Origin of the sequence: Acidovorax sp. 22279 (assembly GCF_052045435.1) — a bacterium.
In the GTDB taxonomy this organism is placed as follows: Bacteria; Pseudomonadota; Gammaproteobacteria; order Burkholderiales; family Burkholderiaceae_C; genus Acidovorax; species Acidovorax delafieldii.
In genome coordinates this window covers 481,600-500,396 of sequence record NZ_JBQEOV010000001.1, presented here as the reverse complement: position 1 = coordinate 500,396, position 18,797 = coordinate 481,600, and the positions used below count along the sequence as shown (strand labels likewise).

Annotated in this window: 14 protein-coding genes; 11 read left to right on the top strand and 3 right to left on the bottom strand. The window is 67.2% G+C overall.

Annotated features, from left to right (window positions below):
• Window positions 1–1,947, bottom strand: coding sequence for an AMP-dependent synthetase/ligase (locus tag ACTJKQ_RS02175; protein WP_440595855.1), 1,947 nt, complete (start codon window positions 1,945–1,947; stop codon window positions 1–3).
• 180 nt (window positions 1,948–2,127) lie between these two features.
• Here ACTJKQ_RS02175 and ACTJKQ_RS02170 point away from each other — a divergent pair, with 180 nt between their 5' ends.
• Together ACTJKQ_RS02170 and ACTJKQ_RS02165 are read left to right on the top strand one after the other, a co-directional pair.
• Window positions 2,128–3,870: an ExeA family protein gene (locus ACTJKQ_RS02170; protein ID WP_440595854.1), complete on the top strand. Its 1,743-nt coding sequence runs from the start codon at window positions 2,128–2,130 to the stop codon at window positions 3,868–3,870.
• Window positions 3,871–3,875: 5 nt separating this feature from the next.
• Window positions 3,876–4,691 (top strand): general secretion pathway protein GspB, encoded by an 816-nt coding sequence (locus ACTJKQ_RS02165; protein ID WP_440595853.1) that lies wholly within the window; start codon window positions 3,876–3,878, stop codon window positions 4,689–4,691.
• 134 nt (window positions 4,692–4,825) lie between these two features.
• Here the strand turns inward: ACTJKQ_RS02165 and ACTJKQ_RS02160 are convergent, their stop codons facing one another.
• Complete coding sequence (locus ACTJKQ_RS02160; protein WP_440595852.1) at window positions 4,826–6,037, bottom strand: ABC transporter substrate-binding protein; 1,212 nt, start codon at window positions 6,035–6,037, stop codon at window positions 4,826–4,828.
• A 166-nt stretch (window positions 6,038–6,203) separates the two neighbouring features.
• Between ACTJKQ_RS02160 and ACTJKQ_RS02155 the strand changes: the two genes are divergently transcribed.
• Complete coding sequence (locus ACTJKQ_RS02155) at window positions 6,204–6,929, top strand: Crp/Fnr family transcriptional regulator (protein WP_056059696.1); 726 nt, start codon at window positions 6,204–6,206, stop codon at window positions 6,927–6,929.
• 98 nt (window positions 6,930–7,027) lie between these two features.
• Here ACTJKQ_RS02155 and ACTJKQ_RS02150 read toward each other — a convergent pair whose 3' ends face one another.
• Window positions 7,028–8,743 (bottom strand): methyl-accepting chemotaxis protein, encoded by a 1,716-nt coding sequence (locus tag ACTJKQ_RS02150; RefSeq protein ID WP_440595851.1) that lies wholly within the window; start codon window positions 8,741–8,743, stop codon window positions 7,028–7,030.
• Window positions 8,744–8,909: 166 nt separating this feature from the next.
• On the opposite strand from ACTJKQ_RS02150, the gene ACTJKQ_RS02145 reads away from it, so the two are divergent.
• From ACTJKQ_RS02145 to htpG, 8 genes are all read left to right on the top strand, one after another.
• Entirely contained in the window at window positions 8,910–9,131 is a 222-nt protein-coding gene (locus tag ACTJKQ_RS02145) for a hypothetical protein (protein ID WP_440595850.1), read from the top strand.
• A gap of 17 nt (window positions 9,132–9,148) precedes the next feature.
• A complete protein-coding gene (locus ACTJKQ_RS02140) occupies window positions 9,149–10,042 on the top strand; it encodes a DUF4394 domain-containing protein (RefSeq protein WP_440595849.1) in 894 nt (297 codons plus the stop codon).
• 59 nt (window positions 10,043–10,101) lie between these two features.
• Window positions 10,102–10,710 (top strand): methylamine utilization protein, encoded by a 609-nt coding sequence (locus tag ACTJKQ_RS02135; protein ID WP_056060061.1) that lies wholly within the window; start codon window positions 10,102–10,104, stop codon window positions 10,708–10,710.
• Window positions 10,707–13,043: a putative bifunctional diguanylate cyclase/phosphodiesterase gene (locus tag ACTJKQ_RS02130; RefSeq protein WP_440595848.1), complete on the top strand. Its 2,337-nt coding sequence runs from the start codon at window positions 10,707–10,709 to the stop codon at window positions 13,041–13,043. The genes ACTJKQ_RS02135 and ACTJKQ_RS02130 overlap by 4 nt, the downstream gene beginning before the upstream one ends.
• 322 nt (window positions 13,044–13,365) lie before the next feature.
• Window positions 13,366–14,226 carry a pseudouridine synthase gene (locus tag ACTJKQ_RS02125; protein ID WP_233194301.1) on the top strand — a complete coding sequence of 287 codons (861 nt, stop codon included), beginning with the start codon at window positions 13,366–13,368 and terminating at the stop codon, window positions 14,224–14,226.
• Window positions 14,227–14,267: 41 nt separating this feature from the next.
• Window positions 14,268–15,569 (top strand): esterase/lipase family protein, encoded by a 1,302-nt coding sequence (locus ACTJKQ_RS02120; protein WP_440595847.1) that lies wholly within the window; start codon window positions 14,268–14,270, stop codon window positions 15,567–15,569.
• 96 nt (window positions 15,570–15,665) lie between these two features.
• A complete protein-coding gene (locus tag ACTJKQ_RS02115; RefSeq protein WP_056059691.1) occupies window positions 15,666–16,601 on the top strand; it encodes a hypothetical protein in 936 nt (311 codons plus the stop codon).
• A gap of 158 nt (window positions 16,602–16,759) precedes the next feature.
• The gene (gene htpG, locus ACTJKQ_RS02110; protein ID WP_440595846.1) at window positions 16,760–18,733 is read left to right on the top strand and encodes a molecular chaperone HtpG; all 1,974 of its coding nucleotides are present in this window, start codon (window positions 16,760–16,762) and stop codon (window positions 18,731–18,733) included.
• Window positions 18,734–18,797: the final 64 nt, after the last annotated feature.

The window sequence follows — 18,797 nt, the reverse complement described above, 5'->3', positions numbered from 1 at the left end:
TCATGCGGCACTCTTCACAGGCGCAAATGTCTTCGTGTCCGACAGCTTGAGCGTGGCGCTCACGCTGCCGGTGCGGCCGTCCTCGAACTTGACCTGGGTCTCGATGTACTGCTCGGTGCGGCCTGCGTACAGCGCATCCACCAGCACGCCGTACTTGTCGGCAATGAAGCCCCGGCGGACCTTGTTGGTGCGGGTGAGTTCGCCGTCGTCGGCGTCCAGCTCCTTGTGCAGCACCAGGAAGCGGCTCACCTGGCTGCCAGCCAGCATGGTGTCGGTGGCCAGGTCGGCGTTCACCTTCTCGATGCACTCGCGGATCAGTTCGTACACCTCGGGTTTTTGGGCCAGGTCGGTGTAGCCAGCGTAGGGCAGGTTGCGGCGCTCGGCCCAGTTGCCCACGGCGTCGAAGTCGATGTTGACCATCACGCAGACCTTCTCACGCTTGTCGCCCAGGGCCACCACCTCCTTGATGTGCGGGAAGAACTTGAGCTTGTTCTCCACGTACTTGGGCGCAAACATGGCGCCGTCGTTGGCGCCGCCCATGATGCGGCCCACGTCCTTGACGCGGTCGATGATCTTGAGGTGGCCGTGGGCGTCCAGAAAGCCCGCATCGCTGGTGTGGTACCAGCCGTCGGCCGTCAGCACCTCGGCCGTGGCGGCCGGGTTCTTGTAGTACTCCTTGAGCAGCCCGGCCGACTTGACCAGGATCTCGCCGTTGTCGGCCACCTTGATTTCCACACCGCGAATTGGCACGCCCACCGTGTCGGCGCGCGCCTGGTTGTCGGGCTGCAGGCAGACGAACACGGCGGTTTCGGTGGAGCCGTACAGCTGCTTCAAATTGATGCCGATGGAGCGGTAGAAGGTGAACAGGTCGGGCCCGATGGCCTCGCCCGCCGTGTAGGCCACGCGCACGCGGCTGAAACCGAGGTTGTTGCGCAGCGGGCCGTACACCAGCACATTGCCCAATGCGTACTTGATGCGGTCGAGGGTGCCCACGGGCTCGCCATCCATGAGGGCGGGGCCCACGCGTTTGGCGACGCGCATGCAGGCCTCGAACATCTTGCGCTTGAGGGTGCCAGCGTCTTCCATGCGGATCATCACGCTGGTGAGCAGACCTTCAAAGATGCGCGGTGGCGCAAAGTAGTAGGTGGGGCCCACTTCCTTCAGATCGATGGTTACCGTGCTGGCCGACTCGGGGCAGTTGACCACGTAGCCGCAGGCCAGCCACTGGGCATAGCTGAAGATGTTCTGGCCGATCCAGGCGGGTGGCAGGTAGGCCAGCACTTCTTCGCTGCTGGTGAGCTTGTCGAACTCGGCGCCCGCGCTGGCGCGGTCCAGCAGCGTGCTGTGGGTGTGGACCACGCCCTTGGGGTTGCCCGTGGTGCCGGAGGTGAAGAACATTGCAGCCACGTCGCCAGGCTGGGCCTTGGCCACCTCGGCCTTGAACCAGCCGGGGTTCTTTGCCGCAAAGGCCTTGCCGGACTCGATCAGGGCATCCAGCGAAGCCAGGCCGGGCTCTGCGTAATTGCGCAGCCCGCGGGGGTCGTCAAAGAAGATGTTGGAAATCTGCGGGCATTGCTCGCGGATTTCGAGCAGCTTGTCCACCTGCTCCTGGTCTTCCACCAGGCAAAAGCGCACCTCGGCGTTGTTGAGCGGGAAGATGCACTCGGCCGCCACCGCGTCCTGGTACAGCGGCACGGGGATGGCGCCCAGAGACTGGGCGGCCAGCATGGTGGCGTACAGGCGGGGGCGATTCGCGCCCACCACCACCATGTGTTCATGGCGCTTCAGGCCCGCCAGGTGCAGGCCGGCCGCTACCTGTTCGACCAGGCGCACCAGGTCGGCCCAGCTGTGGGTTTGCCAGATGCCATATTCTTTTTCGCGCAGGGCCGGGGCATTGGGGCGCTCGGCGGCATGCTTGAGCAGCAGTTGCGGGAACGTGGTCAACATTGCAGGTTCCTGAAAGTGAGAAGGTGTCAGCCCAGTGACTGCCGGGCGCGCAAGCTTGTGATTGCGCGATGGGGGAATGCTAGGACCCACTTTGACGTCATCTTGTCTTGCCGACGACAATTTAGGGGTAACTCCCGGGTGGGTAAACCCTGCCCACGGGCGAGCGGTATCCTCCGGGGCATGTACGCCCCGTTCTTCGGCCTTCAGCACCCGCCGTTCTCCATCGCCCCCGACCCCCGCTACCTGTTCATGAGCGAGCGGCACCGCGAGGCGCTGGCGCACCTGCTGTATGGCCTGGACGCCGGCGGCGGTTTTGTGCTGCTGACCGGCGAGGTGGGGGCGGGCAAGACCACGGTGTGCCGCTGCTTTCTGGAGCAGATCCCGCCGCATTGCAATGTGGCCTACATCTTCAACCCCAAGCTCACGGTGGGCGAGCTGCTGCGCTCCATCTGCGACGAGTTTGGCGTGCCCCACCAGCCCTCAGTGGCAGGCGTGGAGACGGTCAAGGACTACATCGACCCGCTCAATGCCTCGCTGCTGGCGGCGCACGGCGCCGGGCGCAACACCGTGCTGATCATCGACGAGGCGCAGAACCTGTCGGCCGACGTGCTGGAGCAGCTGCGCCTGTTGACCAACCTGGAAACCAGCGAGCGCAAGCTGCTGCAGATCATCCTGATCGGCCAGCCAGAGCTGCGCACCATGGTCGCCAGCCCCGCCTTGGAGCAACTGGCCCAGCGGGTGATTGCGCGTTTTCACCTCGATGCTCTGAGCGCGCAGGAGACCCAGCAATACATTGCCCACCGCCTGGCCGTGGCGGGCCTGCAAGGGCTGCTGCCCTTCAGCCGCAGCGCCATCCGGCGGGTGCACACGCTGTCGCGCGGCATTCCCCGGCGCATCAACCTGCTGTGCGACCGGGCGCTGCTGGGTGCCTATGCCGCCGGGGTGCGCGAGGTCAGCGCCCGCATCGTCCAGCGCGCGGCGGCTGAGGTGTTTGATGCGCCAGCGTCGGCCGCTGCGGCGCGCAACGCCCGGGGCCTGTGGCCGCGCTGGGCGGTTGCGGGCCTGGGCGTGGCGGCGGGAGCCGCCCTGGTGGCGGGCGGCTGGGCACTGGGGGCCTGGCCGCAATGGTCTCGGCAAGGCGCCGTGACATCCGCCGTGCCTGCGGGCGCCATGGCCAGCAAAACATCTGCCAGCGCGCCACCGGGCGGCGCTGCCAGCACAGCGGGGGTAACGCCCGCAGCCCCTGCGTCAGGGGCTTCGGCCCCACGCGGGGCAGCGCCGGTGGCCATGTCGGACCTGCAGCAGTTTGTGGCCGCACTGCCCGCCAGCGACACCGCCGCCTGGCAGGCGCTGGCCTCGGCCTGGGGTGCCAGTGTGGCCGATGGCGCCGACGCCTGCGCCGCATTGCCCCGCGACGGCTTGCGCTGTTATCGCAACCGCCGCGCCGGCCTGAACCTGGTGCGGCAGATCGATCGCCCGGTGCTGCTCACGCTGTTCCCGTCCGAAGAGGGCGACGTGGCGGTGTCGGCCGTGCTGCGCCGCCTGGACGGCGACACGGCCACGCTGGAAGGCGGGGGCCGCACAGTGCGCGTGCCCGTGGCCGAGCTGGCCCAGGTGTGGCGCGGCGACATTGCCACGCTGTGGCGCACGCCGCCCGGCATGCCCGACAAGGGCGACCTGGCGGAGACCCCCGCTGGCGCCGCCTGGCTGGACCAGCAACTGGCCACGGCTGCAGCAGGGGGCACGCGGGCTGCCGTACCTGCAGCCGGCCGCGCGACCACGCCGGCCCAGCGCCAGTCCCGCATCCAGCGCTTCCAGCTGGCCCAGGGGGTGACCCCGGACGGCCGGGCGGGGCCCTTGACCCTCATGCTGCTCAACCGTGTCAACGGCGTGAGCGAACCGCGCTTGCGCACCGGAGGCTGAACCCAGTGTCTTACATCCTTGATGCGCTGCGGCGCGCAGAAGCTGAGCGCGGCCGTGGCGCTGTACCTGGCATCCATACCCCGGCGGTGCCTGTCCCCGGTGCCGTGCCGGTGGCAGGGCGATCGGCCATCAGCCCGGTGCTGGTGGCCGTGGCGGTGGTGGTTGTGGCTGCTGTGGCGGCCGGTGGTACCTGGTGGTTTTTGCAGCGGCCGGTGCCTGCGGGCGCCGTCGTTGTTGCTGCCGCGCCCGCCACATCCGCCGCTGTGGCGCCGTCCATGCCGGCGGTAGCGTCCACGGCGCCGCCCGCAGCGCCTGCAGCTCTGCCGGCAGCCCCCGAAGCGGCCCCTGCGGTGGTGGCGGCGGTGACGCCCCCTCCGGCAGCCGCGCCCCGCGCGGCGGCACCGCAGCGGGAGCGGCCCGCGCCGGTGTCCAGCAGCCCGGTCGCGCCGCGCTCCCCCGCCACAGACTCCGAACGGTCACGCCCTGCAGAGCCTGCCCCCCGTGAGCGCGTGCCTGCGGCCCCAGCGCCGCGTGTACCCGACATGGCTGCGGCCAGTCCAGCTCATTCAGCAGCACCGGCGGCTACGGGCACCGTGTTTGCCCAGGCCGACTTGCCCGAGGCTGTGCGGGCGCAGTTGCCGTCGCTCAAGATCTCTGGCGTCACCTATTCCAGCAATCCGGTGTACCGCATGGCCATCGTCAACGGACAGGTGCTGCACGAGGGCGACCCTGCCGGGCCAGGCCTGCTGCTGGAGAAGATCGAGCCCGGCCGGACCATCTGGTCGTTCAAGGGCTACCGGTACGGGTTGGCATCGCAATAGAAAAATTTGGGCGAAATCGACCAGTAGCGCTAGTGAAATATGCGTCAATAGCTATTTAATTGATAGCGATTATGTGGGCGTCCGCTGCACCACCTGCGCCGCTCACATCTGCGCAGAACTGGCGTGACCCGGGGCTATCGCAAGAACCGCCCGTCGCGCCCCACCAGCGTGAGCTCCACAAAGCGCGAGGCGTTGCGGTCCGGCGTGCTGGCGCTGATCTCGAACCCGCCCAGGTCCCACTTTTTCAGGTTCCAGGTGGCGTCGATGAAGGCCGCGCGCGTGGGGTTGCGGCCTGCGCGCTGCAGGGCCTCGGCAAACACGCGGGCGTTGATGTAGCCCTCCAGCGCCAGGTGCGAGGGCTCGGCCGTGGCGCCGGATGCCTTCCAGGCGGCCTGGAATTCACGCACCACGGGCATCACCACGTTGGAGGGCAGGGGCACCACCTGCGAAATCGCCATGCCCGTGGCGTCCGCGCCCAGGGCCTTGACGGTCGCCGGGGTGCCCATGACCGACAGCGCGTACAGCGTCACGCCCCGCTTGATCGCGCGGAACGCCTTCACGAACTCCAGCGTGGGCTTGCCCGCCAGGCCAATCACGATGGCCTCCAGGTTGCCGCCCGCCAGCTTGGCTGCGGCGCTGCCCGCGTCCGAGGCATTGTTCTCCACGGTCACCGTGACGGCCTGAGGCAGCTTGAGCCGGTCCATCGACTGCTTGGCGGCGTTGAACACCTCTTTGCCGAACGAGTTGTTCTGGTAGACGATGCCAATGCGCTGGATGCCGATGGTGGACAGGTGCTGCACCAGCTTTTCGGCCTCGTCGGCATAGCTGGCGCGGATGTTGAACACGTTGCGTGCGTTCTTGGTGCGGCTGAGCTGCGCGCCGGTGAAGGGCGCAAAAAACGGGATGCCGCTCTCGATCACCTTGGGCAGCATGGCGTCGATCATGGGCGTGCCCATGCAGTTGAACAGCGCAAAGTACCCAGGGTCGGCCAGAAACTGCTCCACATTGGCCAGCGCCTTGGGCACGTCGTAGGTGTCATCCTGCGTGACGAGTTCGACGGCCTTGCCATGCACGCCGCCGCGCGCGTTGATGCCCGCAAATGCGGCCTTGGCGCCCTGGTGCATGGCCGAGCCCAGGTCGCCCAGCGGGCCGGTGACGGCGGTGGATTGCGCAATCTTGATCGCGCCCTCCTGCGCGCGGGCCGCGCCGCTCCAGCCCAGCCCGGGCAGGCCGACGGCCGCTGCGGTGGCGGCTGCGGCGGCCAGCACCTGGCGGCGGGCCAGGGGGCGCGGCGCGGTGGGCGCGGGTGGGACGGTGCGTGCGGTGATGGAAGGGTGTTGGGTCATGGTGCTTGTCTCCTCGGGGGCTCCGGCCCTGTACGGGCGGGGCGCGAGGCGACATCATCCCGTCACGATTGGCATTTTTTTGTCGGTCTGGCGACAATTGGGATCGTGGTATTCCCGCATGCCGAGGCGGCCGCGGGGCACCCTTTTTCGTGAGAACCTTTGCGCCATGGACCCACGCACCCACCAGGACCTGTCGCTGCACCAGCGGCGCCGTTCGCCCACGCCGCAGGAGCTTGACGGTATTCCGTGGCTCGACTTGCTGCTGCCCGCCGAGCGAGAGCGCGCCGTGGCCTCGTTGCTGGTGGGGGACGCCAAGGCGGGCGACTATGTGTGCCGCGTGGGGCGCCCGGTGACCTACTGGTTTGGGGTGGTGGAGGGCCTGCTCAAGATGAGCACCGACAACGCCCAGGGCCAGACCATGACCTATGCGGGCCTGCCGCCCGGCGGCTGGTTTGGCGAGGGCACCACCATCAAGCGCGAGCCCTATCGCTACAACATCCAGGCCCTGCGCAAGAGCGTGGTGGCCGGGCTGCCGATTGACAGCTTTCACTGGCTGCTGGACCACTCCATCGGCTTCAACCGCTTTGTGATGAACCAGCTCAACGAGCGCCTGGGCCAGTTCATTGCAGCCCGCGAGATCGACCGCCTGAACAACCCCGATGTGCGTGTGGCGCGCAGCCTGGCGTCGCTGTTCAACCCCGTGCTGTACCCGGGCGTGGGCGAGGTGCTGCGCATCACGCAGCAAGAGCTGGCCTATCTCGTGGGGCTGTCGCGTCAGCGGGTGAACGAGGCGCTGGCGGCGCTGGAGGCGCAAGGGGCGATCCGGGTGGAGTACGGCGGCCTGCGGGTGCTGGACCTGGCGGCGTTGCGATCGAGTGTGACTCCCCCCTGAGGCGCTGTGCGCCTTTCCCCTGAGGGGGCGACGCCCTCGCTGCGGGGCGGTCCTTGCTTGGCGCCCCTGGCGTGGAGTGCGCCCGATTGAAAGTCCCGTCAGCTACGCGGCAGTGCGGGAGCGCGGGATGATGGGGCTGAGGCCAGGTGGCGCGAGGCTGCCGTGCGCGTGGGCGCTGGCACTGCGGTGGGCGATGCGGAGGCGCTGGCCGTGCCCCAGCTGTTTTCGTCGCCGCCGTCGCGCGTCAGGCGGAAGGTACCCACCATCTGTGTCAGGCGCCCCGCCTGGTCCTTGAGGCTGTCGGCAGCGGCTGCGCCTTCCTCCACCAGGGCGGCGTTCTGCTGGGTCATTTCTTCCAGCGCACCCACCGACTGGCTCACATGCCCGATGCGCTGGCTTTGCTCCTGCGTGGCCGCCGTGATCTCGCCCATGATGTCGGAGACGCGGCGCACCGACTGCACCAGTTCTTCAATCGTCTTGCCGGCGTGGTTGACGAGCGTGCTGCCCTCTTGCACCTGGTCCACGCTGGTTCCGATCAGCGTCTTGATTTCGCGCGCGGCCTGGGCCGAGCGTCCCGCCAGGTTGCGCACCTCGCCCGCCACCACCGCAAAGCCGCGGCCCTGCTCGCCCGCACGGGCGGCTTCCACCGCCGCGTTCAGCGCGAGGATGTTGGTCTGGAACGCGATGCCATCGATCACGCTGATGATGTCGGCGATCTTGCGCGAGCTGGCGCTGATGGTGTCCATGGTGCGCACCACCTGGCCTACCACTTCGCCGCCGCGTGTGGCCGCATCGGACGCGGTGGACGCGAGCTGGTTGGCCTGGCGGGCCGAGTCGGCGCTTTGCGACACCGTGCCGGTCAGGTCCACCAGCGCTGTCGCGGCGCCCTGCAGGTTGTGCGAGGTCTGTTCGGTGCGCTGGCTCAGGTCCAGGTTGCCCGAAGCCACTTCGGAGCTGGCCACCAGGATGGAGTCGGCGGTCTGGCCGATTTCGCCCACCAGGGTGCGCAGGCGCTCCTGCATGGCGGCAATGGCTTCGAGCAGGCGGCCGGTTTCGTCGTGGATGCGCACTTCGACCTGCGAGGTGAGGTCGCCGCGTGCAATCCGCTCGGCCACCACGACTGCGCGGCCGATGGGGGCGGTGATGCTGGCCGTGATGCGCCAGGCAATCAGCGCGCCCAGCCCGATGGCCAGCAGCACCAGCAGCCCACCCACCACGCGGGCACTGCTCTGGGTTTGCTCTGCTGAGACCGTGGCCTCGGCATTCAAGGTGTTTTGCAGCTCGATCAGTTCGCGCAGCTTGGCGCGCCAGGCGGTTTCTGCGGGGGCCACGCGTGTCATCAGCGCCAGCGTGGCGCTCACGGTGTCGCCGTCGTCAGCGGCCTTGATGGCGCTGTCCAGTTCGGGGCGGGTCTTGCCGCCCAGGGCCTGCACCTCGGTCAGCAGCTTGAGTTCTGCGGGGGTGGCCGTGGCAGGGGTGAGCAGCTGGGTCAAAGCGGCTTCTTGCGTGGCGTATTCCTTGAGCGTCTTGCCCACGGCCACGATCTGCTCGCGCGCCTGCTTGGGGTCGATGTCGTTGAGCATGGCGGCGGAGCGGCTCTGGATGCCGATGGCGCTCACGCTTTCCAGCATGCCGTTGACCAGCTTGGCTTTGTTGGCGCCTACGCCGGTGATCTGCGTCATCTGATCGTGCACTTTGCCCACGGACAGCTGGCCCACTGCCGCCACCGCCACCAGGAGTACCAGCATGCAGCCGAACCCCAGGCTGAGCCGGCTGGAAATCGACAGGGATTTGAAGGTGGAAGCAGCCGGCATGGGGGTCCTTGGGTATCGAAAAGGATCAAAGCGTGATCAAACGGGGGCCTCTGCGCAAAGCAATAACGGTGCCCACCGGCCGCCGCGCGTCCGTTGAACGGGCGCGGGAGTCGGTGCAGTGTAGGCAATAACAACAAAATGTGTCATGAGCGTTGAGGATGGTCCCATGCCCGATCTGCATAGCCGTGTTTGTTACAAATACCTCGCCGTACGACCCTGGTGCACTGGCGCCAAAGTGCAACAGAAGGTGGCGCTGAAATTATTCGACAAACCGTCGCAGGCGCCGGTAATGAATGCCTGTGTTGCTATCAAAAACAAAGTGAATGTGGTGCTTGGGGTTTGCCCTTGCCCACGCCACGGGCGCTACCAATCAGGTATAAACCTGTAACACTTGCGAGGTCTTTCATGCATCCGTTTTTTCCCTCCTCCACGCTGCGCACCACCCTCGCTGCAGCCGCCCTGGCCTTGCTGGCCGGCTGTGCGGCACCCCGGCCCGACACCGGTTTGCGCGAAACCCTGGTGGCCGTGACGGCCTCGCATGAGCTCATTACCTTCCAGGCCGCGCAGCCCGAGCGCATCCTGGAGCGGCGCCCCGTGACGGGCCTGGCTCCCGGCGAGCGGCTGGTGGGCATCGACTTCCGCGTGGCCAAGGGCGTGCTCTATGCGCTGTCGCAGGCGGGCCGCCTGTACACGCTCGACATCCCCACCGGCGCGCTGCGCCCGGTGGGCCCCGCGCCCGCCGCGCTGGCGCTGCAAGGCGCAGTCTTCGGCTTTGATTTCAACCCGGCAGCCGACCGTATCCGGGTGGTGTCCAACACCGGCCAGAACCTGCGTCTGCACCCCGACACCGGGGCGGTGGTCGATGGCGACACTGCGGTGGAAGGGGTGCAGCCCGACCCCAGCCTGCGCTACGCCTGGGGCGATGTCAACGCCCGCCGCAGGCCCGACATTGCCGGTGCCGCCTACACCTACAACCCCAACGACAGCAAGATCACCACCAACTACGCCATCGACCGTGCGCTGGGCGTGCTGGTGATGCAGGGCTCGCGCGAGGGCACCCAGCCCGTGGTGTCGCCCAATGCCGGGCAGCTGCGCACCGTGGGCCCGCTGGGGCTGGGGCCGCTCACGGACGTGAGTTTTGACATCGCCGACGTGGGCAACACCGCCCTCATCGCCGTGCGCACCGCCGCCGATACCCAGACCCGGCTGCACCAGGTGGACCTGGCAACCGGCGCCACCCGCCCCCTGGGCCTGGTGGGCGATGGCGCGCCCCTGGTGGGCCTGGCGATCGAACCATGAGGCCGGACGGCCTGCCGACGCTGCGGCCGCGCGCGGTGCACCAAGCCTTGCGTCACGCCATGCGTACCTCGTCAGCGGCACTCGCTGCGCTGGCGTTGGTGGCCGGCGGCGCGCAGGCAGGCACCGTGCAGGTGGATGTGTCCGACGCTGCGGGCAAGCCTGTGGCCGATGCGGTGGTGTTCCTGGACTCGGCCGAGGCGCGCAAGCAGGTCAAACCGCTGACCGGTGTGGAGATGGCGCAGGAGAAACGGCAGTTTGTGCCCGGCCTGCTGGTGGTGCCGGTGGGCACCGAGGTGCTGTTCCCCAACCGCGACTCGGTGCGGCACCATGTGTACTCCTTCTCGCCGGCCAAGAAGTTCGAACTCAAGCTCTACAGCGGCACGCCATCCAACCCGGTGCTGTTTGACAAGGCCGGCGTGGTGGCCCTGGGCTGCAACATCCATGACCAGATGGTGGGCTGGGTGCTGGTGGTGGACACGCCGTACTACGCCCGTACCCCCGCCGCCACGGGCAAGGCGCAGCTCGACAATGTGCCGCCCGGCACCTACACGCTGCGCACCTGGCACACCCGCCTGCCGGTGGGTGCCCCAGCCCTGGAGCAGGCGCTGACCGTGCCCGCTACAGGCTCCGCCACGGCGTCGGTGCGCATGACGGGGTTGCAACCTTGAAGCGGCTGCGCCTGGCCCGGCGCAGCCTGATCCTGCGGTTGGTGGGGTTGTCGCTGCTGCTGCTGCTCATCGTGCAGGCGGCAGGGTTTGCCGTGGTGCGGGCCTCCATCGACCGCAATGCCCGCGCCCAGATCGCGCGGGCCCTGGACCTGGACGAAAACATCTGGCGCCGCCTGCTCGACCAGAATGCCGAGCAGCTGCGCCAGGGATCGGCCCTGCTCGCGGCTGACTATGGTTTTCGCTCGGCGGTCAACTCGGGGGACGAGGAAACCATCCAGTCGGTGCTGGAGAACCATGGCAGCCGCATCGGCGCAGCCGTGACTGCACTGCTCGGAACGGACCTGGAGCTGCGCGCGGTCAGCCTGTCCGACAGCATGGAGCAATTCCCGGCCACGCTGCGGCAGGTGGTGCCGCGCCTGGCGCAGCAGCCCCAGGGCAGCCAGGTTGCGGTGATGGATGGCGTGCCCTACCAGTTCGTGATGGTGCCCATGCGTGCCCCTGTGGTCATTGGCTGGGTGTTGATGGGTTTTCGCATTGACCAGTCGCGTGCCGACGAAATGCGGCAGCTCTTGTCGGTGCATGTGGCCCTGATGATCAAGTCCCCGGAGGGGGCGATGACCCTGTCGGTCAGCACCTTGCCCGCAGATGCGCGGGCCTTGCTGCTGAGCACCGGTGGCGCGGCAGGCGAGCTGCAGACAGCCGAGGGCACCTTGCTCGCGCGCTCCAGCAAGCTCGACAGCGTGGGGGGGGCGGTGCACTCGCTGCTGCTGCGTTCGGTGGACGAGGTGGTGGCGCCTTATCGCCAGCTGCAGGTGTTGCTGGCCATCATCACCGTGGCGGGTGTGCTGCTGTTTGCGGCAGGCACGGGCCTGGTGGCGCAACGGCTCACCACGCCCCTGCGCTCGCTGTTGGCGGCCACGCAGCGGCTCTCACGCGGTGAATACGATGTGCCGCTGGAGCACACCGACCGCACGGACGAGATCGGCAACCTGGCGCGTTCGTTCGACCACATGCGCGTGGACATCGGCGCCCAGCAAACCGAAATCCGCCGCCTCGCCTACTGGGACCGCCTGACGGGCCTGCCCAACCGGGAGCGCTTTCGTGACGCCGTGGTGCAGGCCATCGCCGCAAGTGCCGATCCTGCGCAGCCGCTGGCCGTGCTCACGCTGGACCTGGACCGCTTCAAGCATGTCAACGACGTGCTGGGCTACGCCTTTGGCGACCGCCTGCTGCAGGCCGTGGCCGAGCGTCTGAGCCAGCAGGTGCGTTCGCCCGATGACATGGTGGCCCGCCTGGGGGGCAATGAGTTCGCCATCCTGCTGCAGCGCGCCGACGCCGCTACGGCACACGAGATTGCCCAGCGCATCAACCAGTCGTTCGAGGAACCGCTGGCCTTTGAGGACCAGACGGTGGACCTGAGCGCAGGCATTGGTTTTGCCTGCTGGCCGGGCAATGCGGGTGACGCCGACACGCTGCTCAGCCGCTCTGAAATCGCCATGTATGCCGCCAAGCGCAAGCTCAGCGGAGCCCTGCAGTACGACGCAGCGTTTGATTCGTCCAGTGCGCAGACCCTGTCGCTGCTGACCGAGCTGCGCCACGCCGTGGAGCACCATGAGCTGCGCCTGTACCTGCAGCCCAAGGTGCCCTTGCACGGGCAGCCGGGCCTGGCGGCTGAGGCGCTGGTGCGCTGGCAGCACCCGCAGCGCGGGCTGGTGCCGCCCATGCAGTTCATCCCGTTTGCCGAGCAGACCGGGTTTGTGCGCCACCTCACGCTGTGGATGTTTGAAGAAGTCGCGCGCCTGCTGGCCGACCCGCGCACGCAGGGCCTGCCGCTCAGGGTGTCGGTCAACCTCTCCACCCGCGACCTTCTCGACCCCGAGCTGAGCCACCGGCTGGCTGACATCCTGGCGCGCCACGGAGTGGCGGCCAGTGCCTTTTGCCTGGAGATCACCGAAAGCGCGATCATGGACGACCCGCAGCGCGCCGAGGCCATGCTCAACCGCCTGTCGGAGCAGGGTTTCAAGCTGTCCATCGACGATTTCGGCACGGGCTATTCGTCGCTGGCCTACCTCAAGCGCCTGCCGGTCGATGAGCTCAAGATCGACAAGTCATTTGTGATGGGCATGGAGACGGGCGAAGACGACGCGATGATCGTGCGCTCGACCATCGACCTGGCGCACAACCTCGGGCTCACCGTGGTGGCCGAAGGCGTGGAGACCGCCGCCATCCTGGAGCGCCTGCGCCTCCTGGCCTGCGACGAGGCACAGGGGTATCACATTGCGCGGCCCCTGCCGGTGGATGATTTCCTGGCCTGGCAGGCCCGCCAGGGGTAGCTGGCGCCAGGCCGTTGCATCTCAGTTTGGAGGCTAAGAACCTGTTCAAAGCAGTTCGCAGGCGAAAATACACGCAATGTCTTCCTCCTCCTCTCGCCCGCCTGCGGGCTCCGCTGCTGCCCCAGCCTCTGACGCTGGCGGCTCCACGCCTGTTTCTTCCTCTGCGCCTGCCGCGCGTCCTGTGCTGCGCCGCCCGACCCTGGCGGCCAAGCCTGCGCCTGCACGGCCTGCGCCGCCACCCAGGGCCCCCCGTCCCTCCCGCGCTCCAGCGCCGTCCAGCTACCGCGTCGCGTCAGGCGCCTTTGTGGCGCCCGTGCGCCAGGTGCCTGCGCCTGCCACCAGCACCGTGGGGGGCTTGCCCACCTCGCGCCTGAACAAGCGCATGGCTGAGCTGGGCTTGTGCTCGCGCCGCGAGGCCGACGACTGGGTGGAGCAGGGCTGGGTCAAGGTCAACGGCGTGGTGGCGACCATGGGCCAGCAGGTCACGGCGGCCGACCGCATCGAGGTGGACAAGATTGCCCAGGGTTTCCAGGAGCAGCGCGTCACCATCCTGCTGAACAAGCCCATTGGCTATGTGAGCGGCCAGGCCGAGGACGGTCACACGCCCGCCGTGGCACTGATCAACCCCCGCACCCACTGGCGCGATGACCCCAGCCGCAACCGCTTCTCTCCGCCGCAGCTGCGGGGCCTGGCACCTTGCGGGCGGCTCGATATCGACTCGGTGGGCCTCTTGGTGCTAACCCAGGACGGCCGCGTGGCCCGGCAGATCATTGGCGAGGACTCCGAGATGGAAAAGGAGTACCTGGTGCGCGTGGTCTACCAGGCCCCCGGTCAGGCGGTGCCACGCCACCCCGGCGAGCGCTCCGCGCCGCTGCAGGAAATCGACGAGCGTGACCCGGTCAGCACCAATGTGCAGGCGGTGTTTCCCAGAGAGTTGCTGGAACGCCTGCGCCATGGCCTGAGCCTGGACGGCGAACCGCTCAAGCCCGCCAAGGTCGATTGGCAAAACCCCGAGCAGCTGCGGTTTGTGCTCACCGAGGGCAAAAAACGCCAGATCCGCCGCATGTGCGAACTGGTGGGGCTCAAGGTGGTGGGTCTCAAGCGCATTCGCATCGGCCGGGTGACCTTGGGCAACCTGCCGGTGGGGCAGTGGCGTTATCTTTCGCCCAACGAGCGGTTCTGAGAGCCCCGGGCTCCCTGACATTTTTTAAACGGAGCCCTTTCATGCCCCCATCGTCCACACCCCGGCTGCGCAAGCCTGCTGCTTCTGCCCCTCCGGTCGACGGCGCCATTGCGGCGAAGGCCAACCCGCTGCGCCAGTTGCGGGCGTCCGACCTGCGCGGTGTGGCGCGCCTGGCCGCGCAGGCCACCACCGGCATCAGCCGGGTGGCCGAGGGGGTACACCAGTCGGTGCTGGGCACGCTGGGGCTGCCGGGCGGTGCCCAGCCGGGTCGTACGCGGGGGCTGACCGGGTTGGTGTACCAAAGCATCCGGGGGGTAACGCAGCTGGTGGATGCGGGCCTGCAGGCCGGGCTGGCGCGGCTGGAACCGTTTTTTGCTCCGGCCACGTCATCCGACGCAGTGCATTGGGAGCGCGAGGCGGTCATCGCCGCGCTCAACGGCGTGATGGGCGACCGCCTGCAACGCGACGGCAATCCGCTGTGCACGCAGATGGGCTGGTACCAGCAGGGTCTGCCCCTGGACTTGCGCGCGCTGGCTGCACCGGGCGCCGCCACGGGCAAGCTCCTGGTACTGGTGCATGGCCTGTGCATGAACGACCTGCAGTGGCTGCGCCATGGCCACGACCATGGCGCCCATCTGGCCGAGGTCCTGGGCTATACCCCTGTCTACCTGCGCTACAACACCGGCCAGCACACATCCACCAACGGTGCCGAGTTATCGGCCCTGCTTGCATCCCTCGTGGCTTCGTGGCCCGTGCCGGTGACGGAGCTGTCCATCCTGGCCCACAGCATGGGTGGGCTGGTGGCGCGCAGCGCCTGTCACCATGCCGCACAGGCCCCGGCAGGCTCCGGCGGCTGGCTGCCCCGGCTGCGCCACCTGGTTTTTCTGGGCACCCCGCACCACGGCGCGCCTCTGGAGCGCGCGGGCCACTGGGTGGATGTGCTGCTGGGCAGCACCGCGTACTCACGCCCCTTTGCCCGCCTGGCCCAGTTGCGCAGTGCGGGCATCACCGACCTGCGCTACGGCCATGTGCTCGATACGGACTGGCTGGGGCGCGATCGCTTTCGCAAAAGCCCCGACCAGCGCACCCCGGTGCCGCTGCCTTCCGCCGTCGCGTGCCACGCGGTGGCGGCCACCCTGGCTGCGCGGCGCAGCCCGGTGGGCGAGCGGTTGGTGGGGGACGGGTTGGTGCCCTTGCACAGCGCGCTGGGCATCCACGATGATCCCGAAAGGACGCTGGGTTTTGCCAAGGCCCGGCAGGCGGTGTTCTATCGCCTGGGCCACCTGGACCTGCTGGCAGATGCGGGCGTGGCCCGGCAGCTGCAGGAATGGATGCAGGAATGACTACCTGGGCGGCCTGCTTTTTGACGCAGGCGGCGCTTGCCAGGGGCCGGGGCGCGGCTACCATGTCGCGGTGCGCTACGTAACAAGGAGAATTTAGTGAGTGATGCGAAATACCGCCTGGTGACCCGCAGTGACTTTGACGGCCTGGTCTGCGCGGTGCTGCTCAATGAGCTGAACCTGATCGACGAGATCACTTTTGTCCACCCCAAGGACATGCAGGACGGCAAGGTGCCTATCACCAGCCGCGATATCACCACCAACCTGCCCTACGTGCCGGGTGCGCACCTGGTGTTCGACCACCACGAGTCCGAAACCATCCGCAACTCGGGTCGCCGCGACGAGAACCACATCATCGAGGCCCACGCCCCCTCGGCCGCGCGCGTGGTCTACAACCACTATGGCGGCAAGGCCGCGTTCCCGCGCGTCACCGACGAGATGATGGCCGCCGTGGACCAGGCCGACTCGGCCCAGTATTCACGCGACGACATCCTCAACCCCCAGGGCTGGGTGTTGCTGAACTACCTCATGGACTCGCGCACGGGCCTGGGGCGTTTTCGGGAGTTCCGCATCAGCAACTATGCGCTGATGATGGACCTGATCCAGTATTGCCGCGACCACACCATCGACGAGATCCTGGCGCTGCCCGATGTGCAAGAGCGCGTCAATCTGTACCGCGAGCACGCCCCCAAGGCCCAGGCCCAGCTGCAAAGCTGTGCCATTCGCATCGGCAATCTGGTGGTGCTGGACCTGCGCGACGAGGAAACCATCTGGGCGACCAACCGGTTCATGATCTATGCGTTGTTTCCACAGTGCAACATCTCGATCCACGTGATGTGGGGCCTGCAGAAGCAGAACACGGTGTTTGCCACCGGCAAGTCCATTCTGGACCGCAGCAGCAAGACCCATGTGGGTAACCTGATGCTGGAGTTTGGCGGCGGCGGCCATGCGGCGGCGGGCACCTGCCAGGTGGCCAACGACAAGGCCGACACCATGCTCAAGACGCTGATCGAGCGCATCACCACCGACGGCTGAGCACTGAGGCCCGGCCGGGCGGTCAACGACCGCCATGCCTGGCCCTTGAAAAACGGGCGCACGCCCCTACATCACGCCTGCTGGTTCGGCAGGCGTGATTTTTTGTGCCGATCCCATTCGTATTCGTTCAGACCGATTTCCATAGAGAGAACCCCTCCATGAGCAAGCAAACCCTGTCGTTCCAGGCCGAAGTGGCCCAGCTGCTGCACCTGGTTACCCATTCGCTGTATTCCAACCAGGAAATCTTCCTGCGCGAGCTGATCTCCAACGCGTCGGACGCCTGCGACAAGCTGCGTTTTGAGGCGCTGGACAAGCCCGCCCTGTACGAAGACGCGCCCAACCTTGAAGTGCGCGTGACCTTCGACAAGGCCGCCAAGACGCTGACCATCACCGACAACGGCATCGGCATGAGCCAGCAGGAGGCCATCGACCACCTGGGCACGATTGCCAAGAGCGGCACCAAGGACTTCATGGGCAAGCTCAGCGGCGACCAGAAGGCGGATGCCCAGCTCATCGGCCAGTTCGGCGTGGGTTTCTATTCCGGCTTCATCGTTGCCGACAAGATCACGGTGGAATCGCGCCGTGCGGGCCTCCAAGCCGACGAAGGCGTGCGCTGGATCAGCGGCGGCACGGGCGACTTCGAGGTGGAAACCATCACCCGCGCCCAGCGCGGCACCAGCATCATCCTGCACCTGCGCGATGACGCCGAGGAATACCTCAACGCCTGGAAGCTCAAGCAGGTCATCGCCAAATACTCCGACCACATCAGCCTGCCCATCCTGATGGAAAAGGAAGAGTGGAAAGACGGCGAGCTGATCAACCCTAACGACGAAAGCGGTGGCCGCCAGCCCGGCGGCATGGTCAAGACGGGCGAGTGGGAAACCATCAACAAGGCCAGCGCCCTGTGGACGCGTCCCAAGAAGGACATCACCGACGAGCAGTACGCCGAGTTCTACAAGACCATCAGCCACGACCACGAAGCCCCACTGACCTGGGCGCACAACCGCGTGGAAGGCAACACCGAATACACGCAGCTGCTGTACATCCCCGCCAAGGCGCCGTTCGATTTGTGGAACCGCGACAAGAAGGCCGGCGTGAAGCTGTACGTGAAGCGTGTGTTTATCATGGACGACGCCGAAGCGCTGATGCCCACCTACCTGCGCTTCGTCAAGGGCGTGATCGACTCGGCCGACCTGCCGCTGAACGTGAGCCGTGAACTGCTGCAGGAAAGCCGTGACGTGCGGTCCATCCGCGAAGGCTCCACCAAGCGCGTGCTCTCGATGCTGGAAGACCTGGCCAAGCACGACAAGCACGACGCCGCAGCGGGCGCCGACGGCGTGACCGACGTGGTGGATGCCGATGACAAGGCCAAGGAAGGCAAGTACACCGCGTTCTACGCCGAGTTTGGCGCCGTGCTGAAGGAAGGCCTGGGTGAAGACTTTGGCAACCGCGAGCGCCTGGCCAAGCTGCTGCGTTTTGCATCCACCACCAGCGACGCCGTGACGGTCGGTTTTGCCGATTACAAGGCCCGCATGAAGGAAGGCCAGGAGGCGATTTACTACATCACTGCCGACACCCTGGCTGCTGCCAAGAACAGTCCACAGCTCGAAGTCTTCAAGAAAAAGGGCATCGAGGTCCTGCTGATGACCGACCGCGTGGACGAGTGGGCACTGAACTACCTGCACGAGTTTGACGGCACCCCGCTGCAAAGCGTGGCCAAGGGCGCCGTGGACCTGGGCAAGCTGCAGGACGAGGCCGAGAAGAAAGCCGCCGAAGAAGCTGCCGAAGCCTTCAAGCCTGTGCTGGCCAAGCTGAAAGAAGCGCTCAAGGACAAGGCCGAAGACGTGCGCGTGACCACGCGCCTGGTCGATTCACCCGCCTGCCTGGTGGTGCAGGACGATGGCATGAGCACCCAGCTGGCGCGCATGCTCAAGCAGGCTGGCCAGCAGGCGCCCGAGACCAAGCCTGTGCTGGAGGTGAATGCCGAGCACGCGCTGGTCAAGAAGCTCGATGGCAGTGTGCACTTTAATGACCTGGCGCACATCCTGTTCGACCAGGCCCTGCTGGCCGAAGGCGGCTTGCCAGAAGACCCTGCGGCGTACGTCAAGCGCGTGAACGCGCTGCTGGCCTGAGGTTCTCGCAGGTGGTGGGCAGGTGCACCCCCGGGGCGAAATCTGCTTTCACCCCGCGTGAATA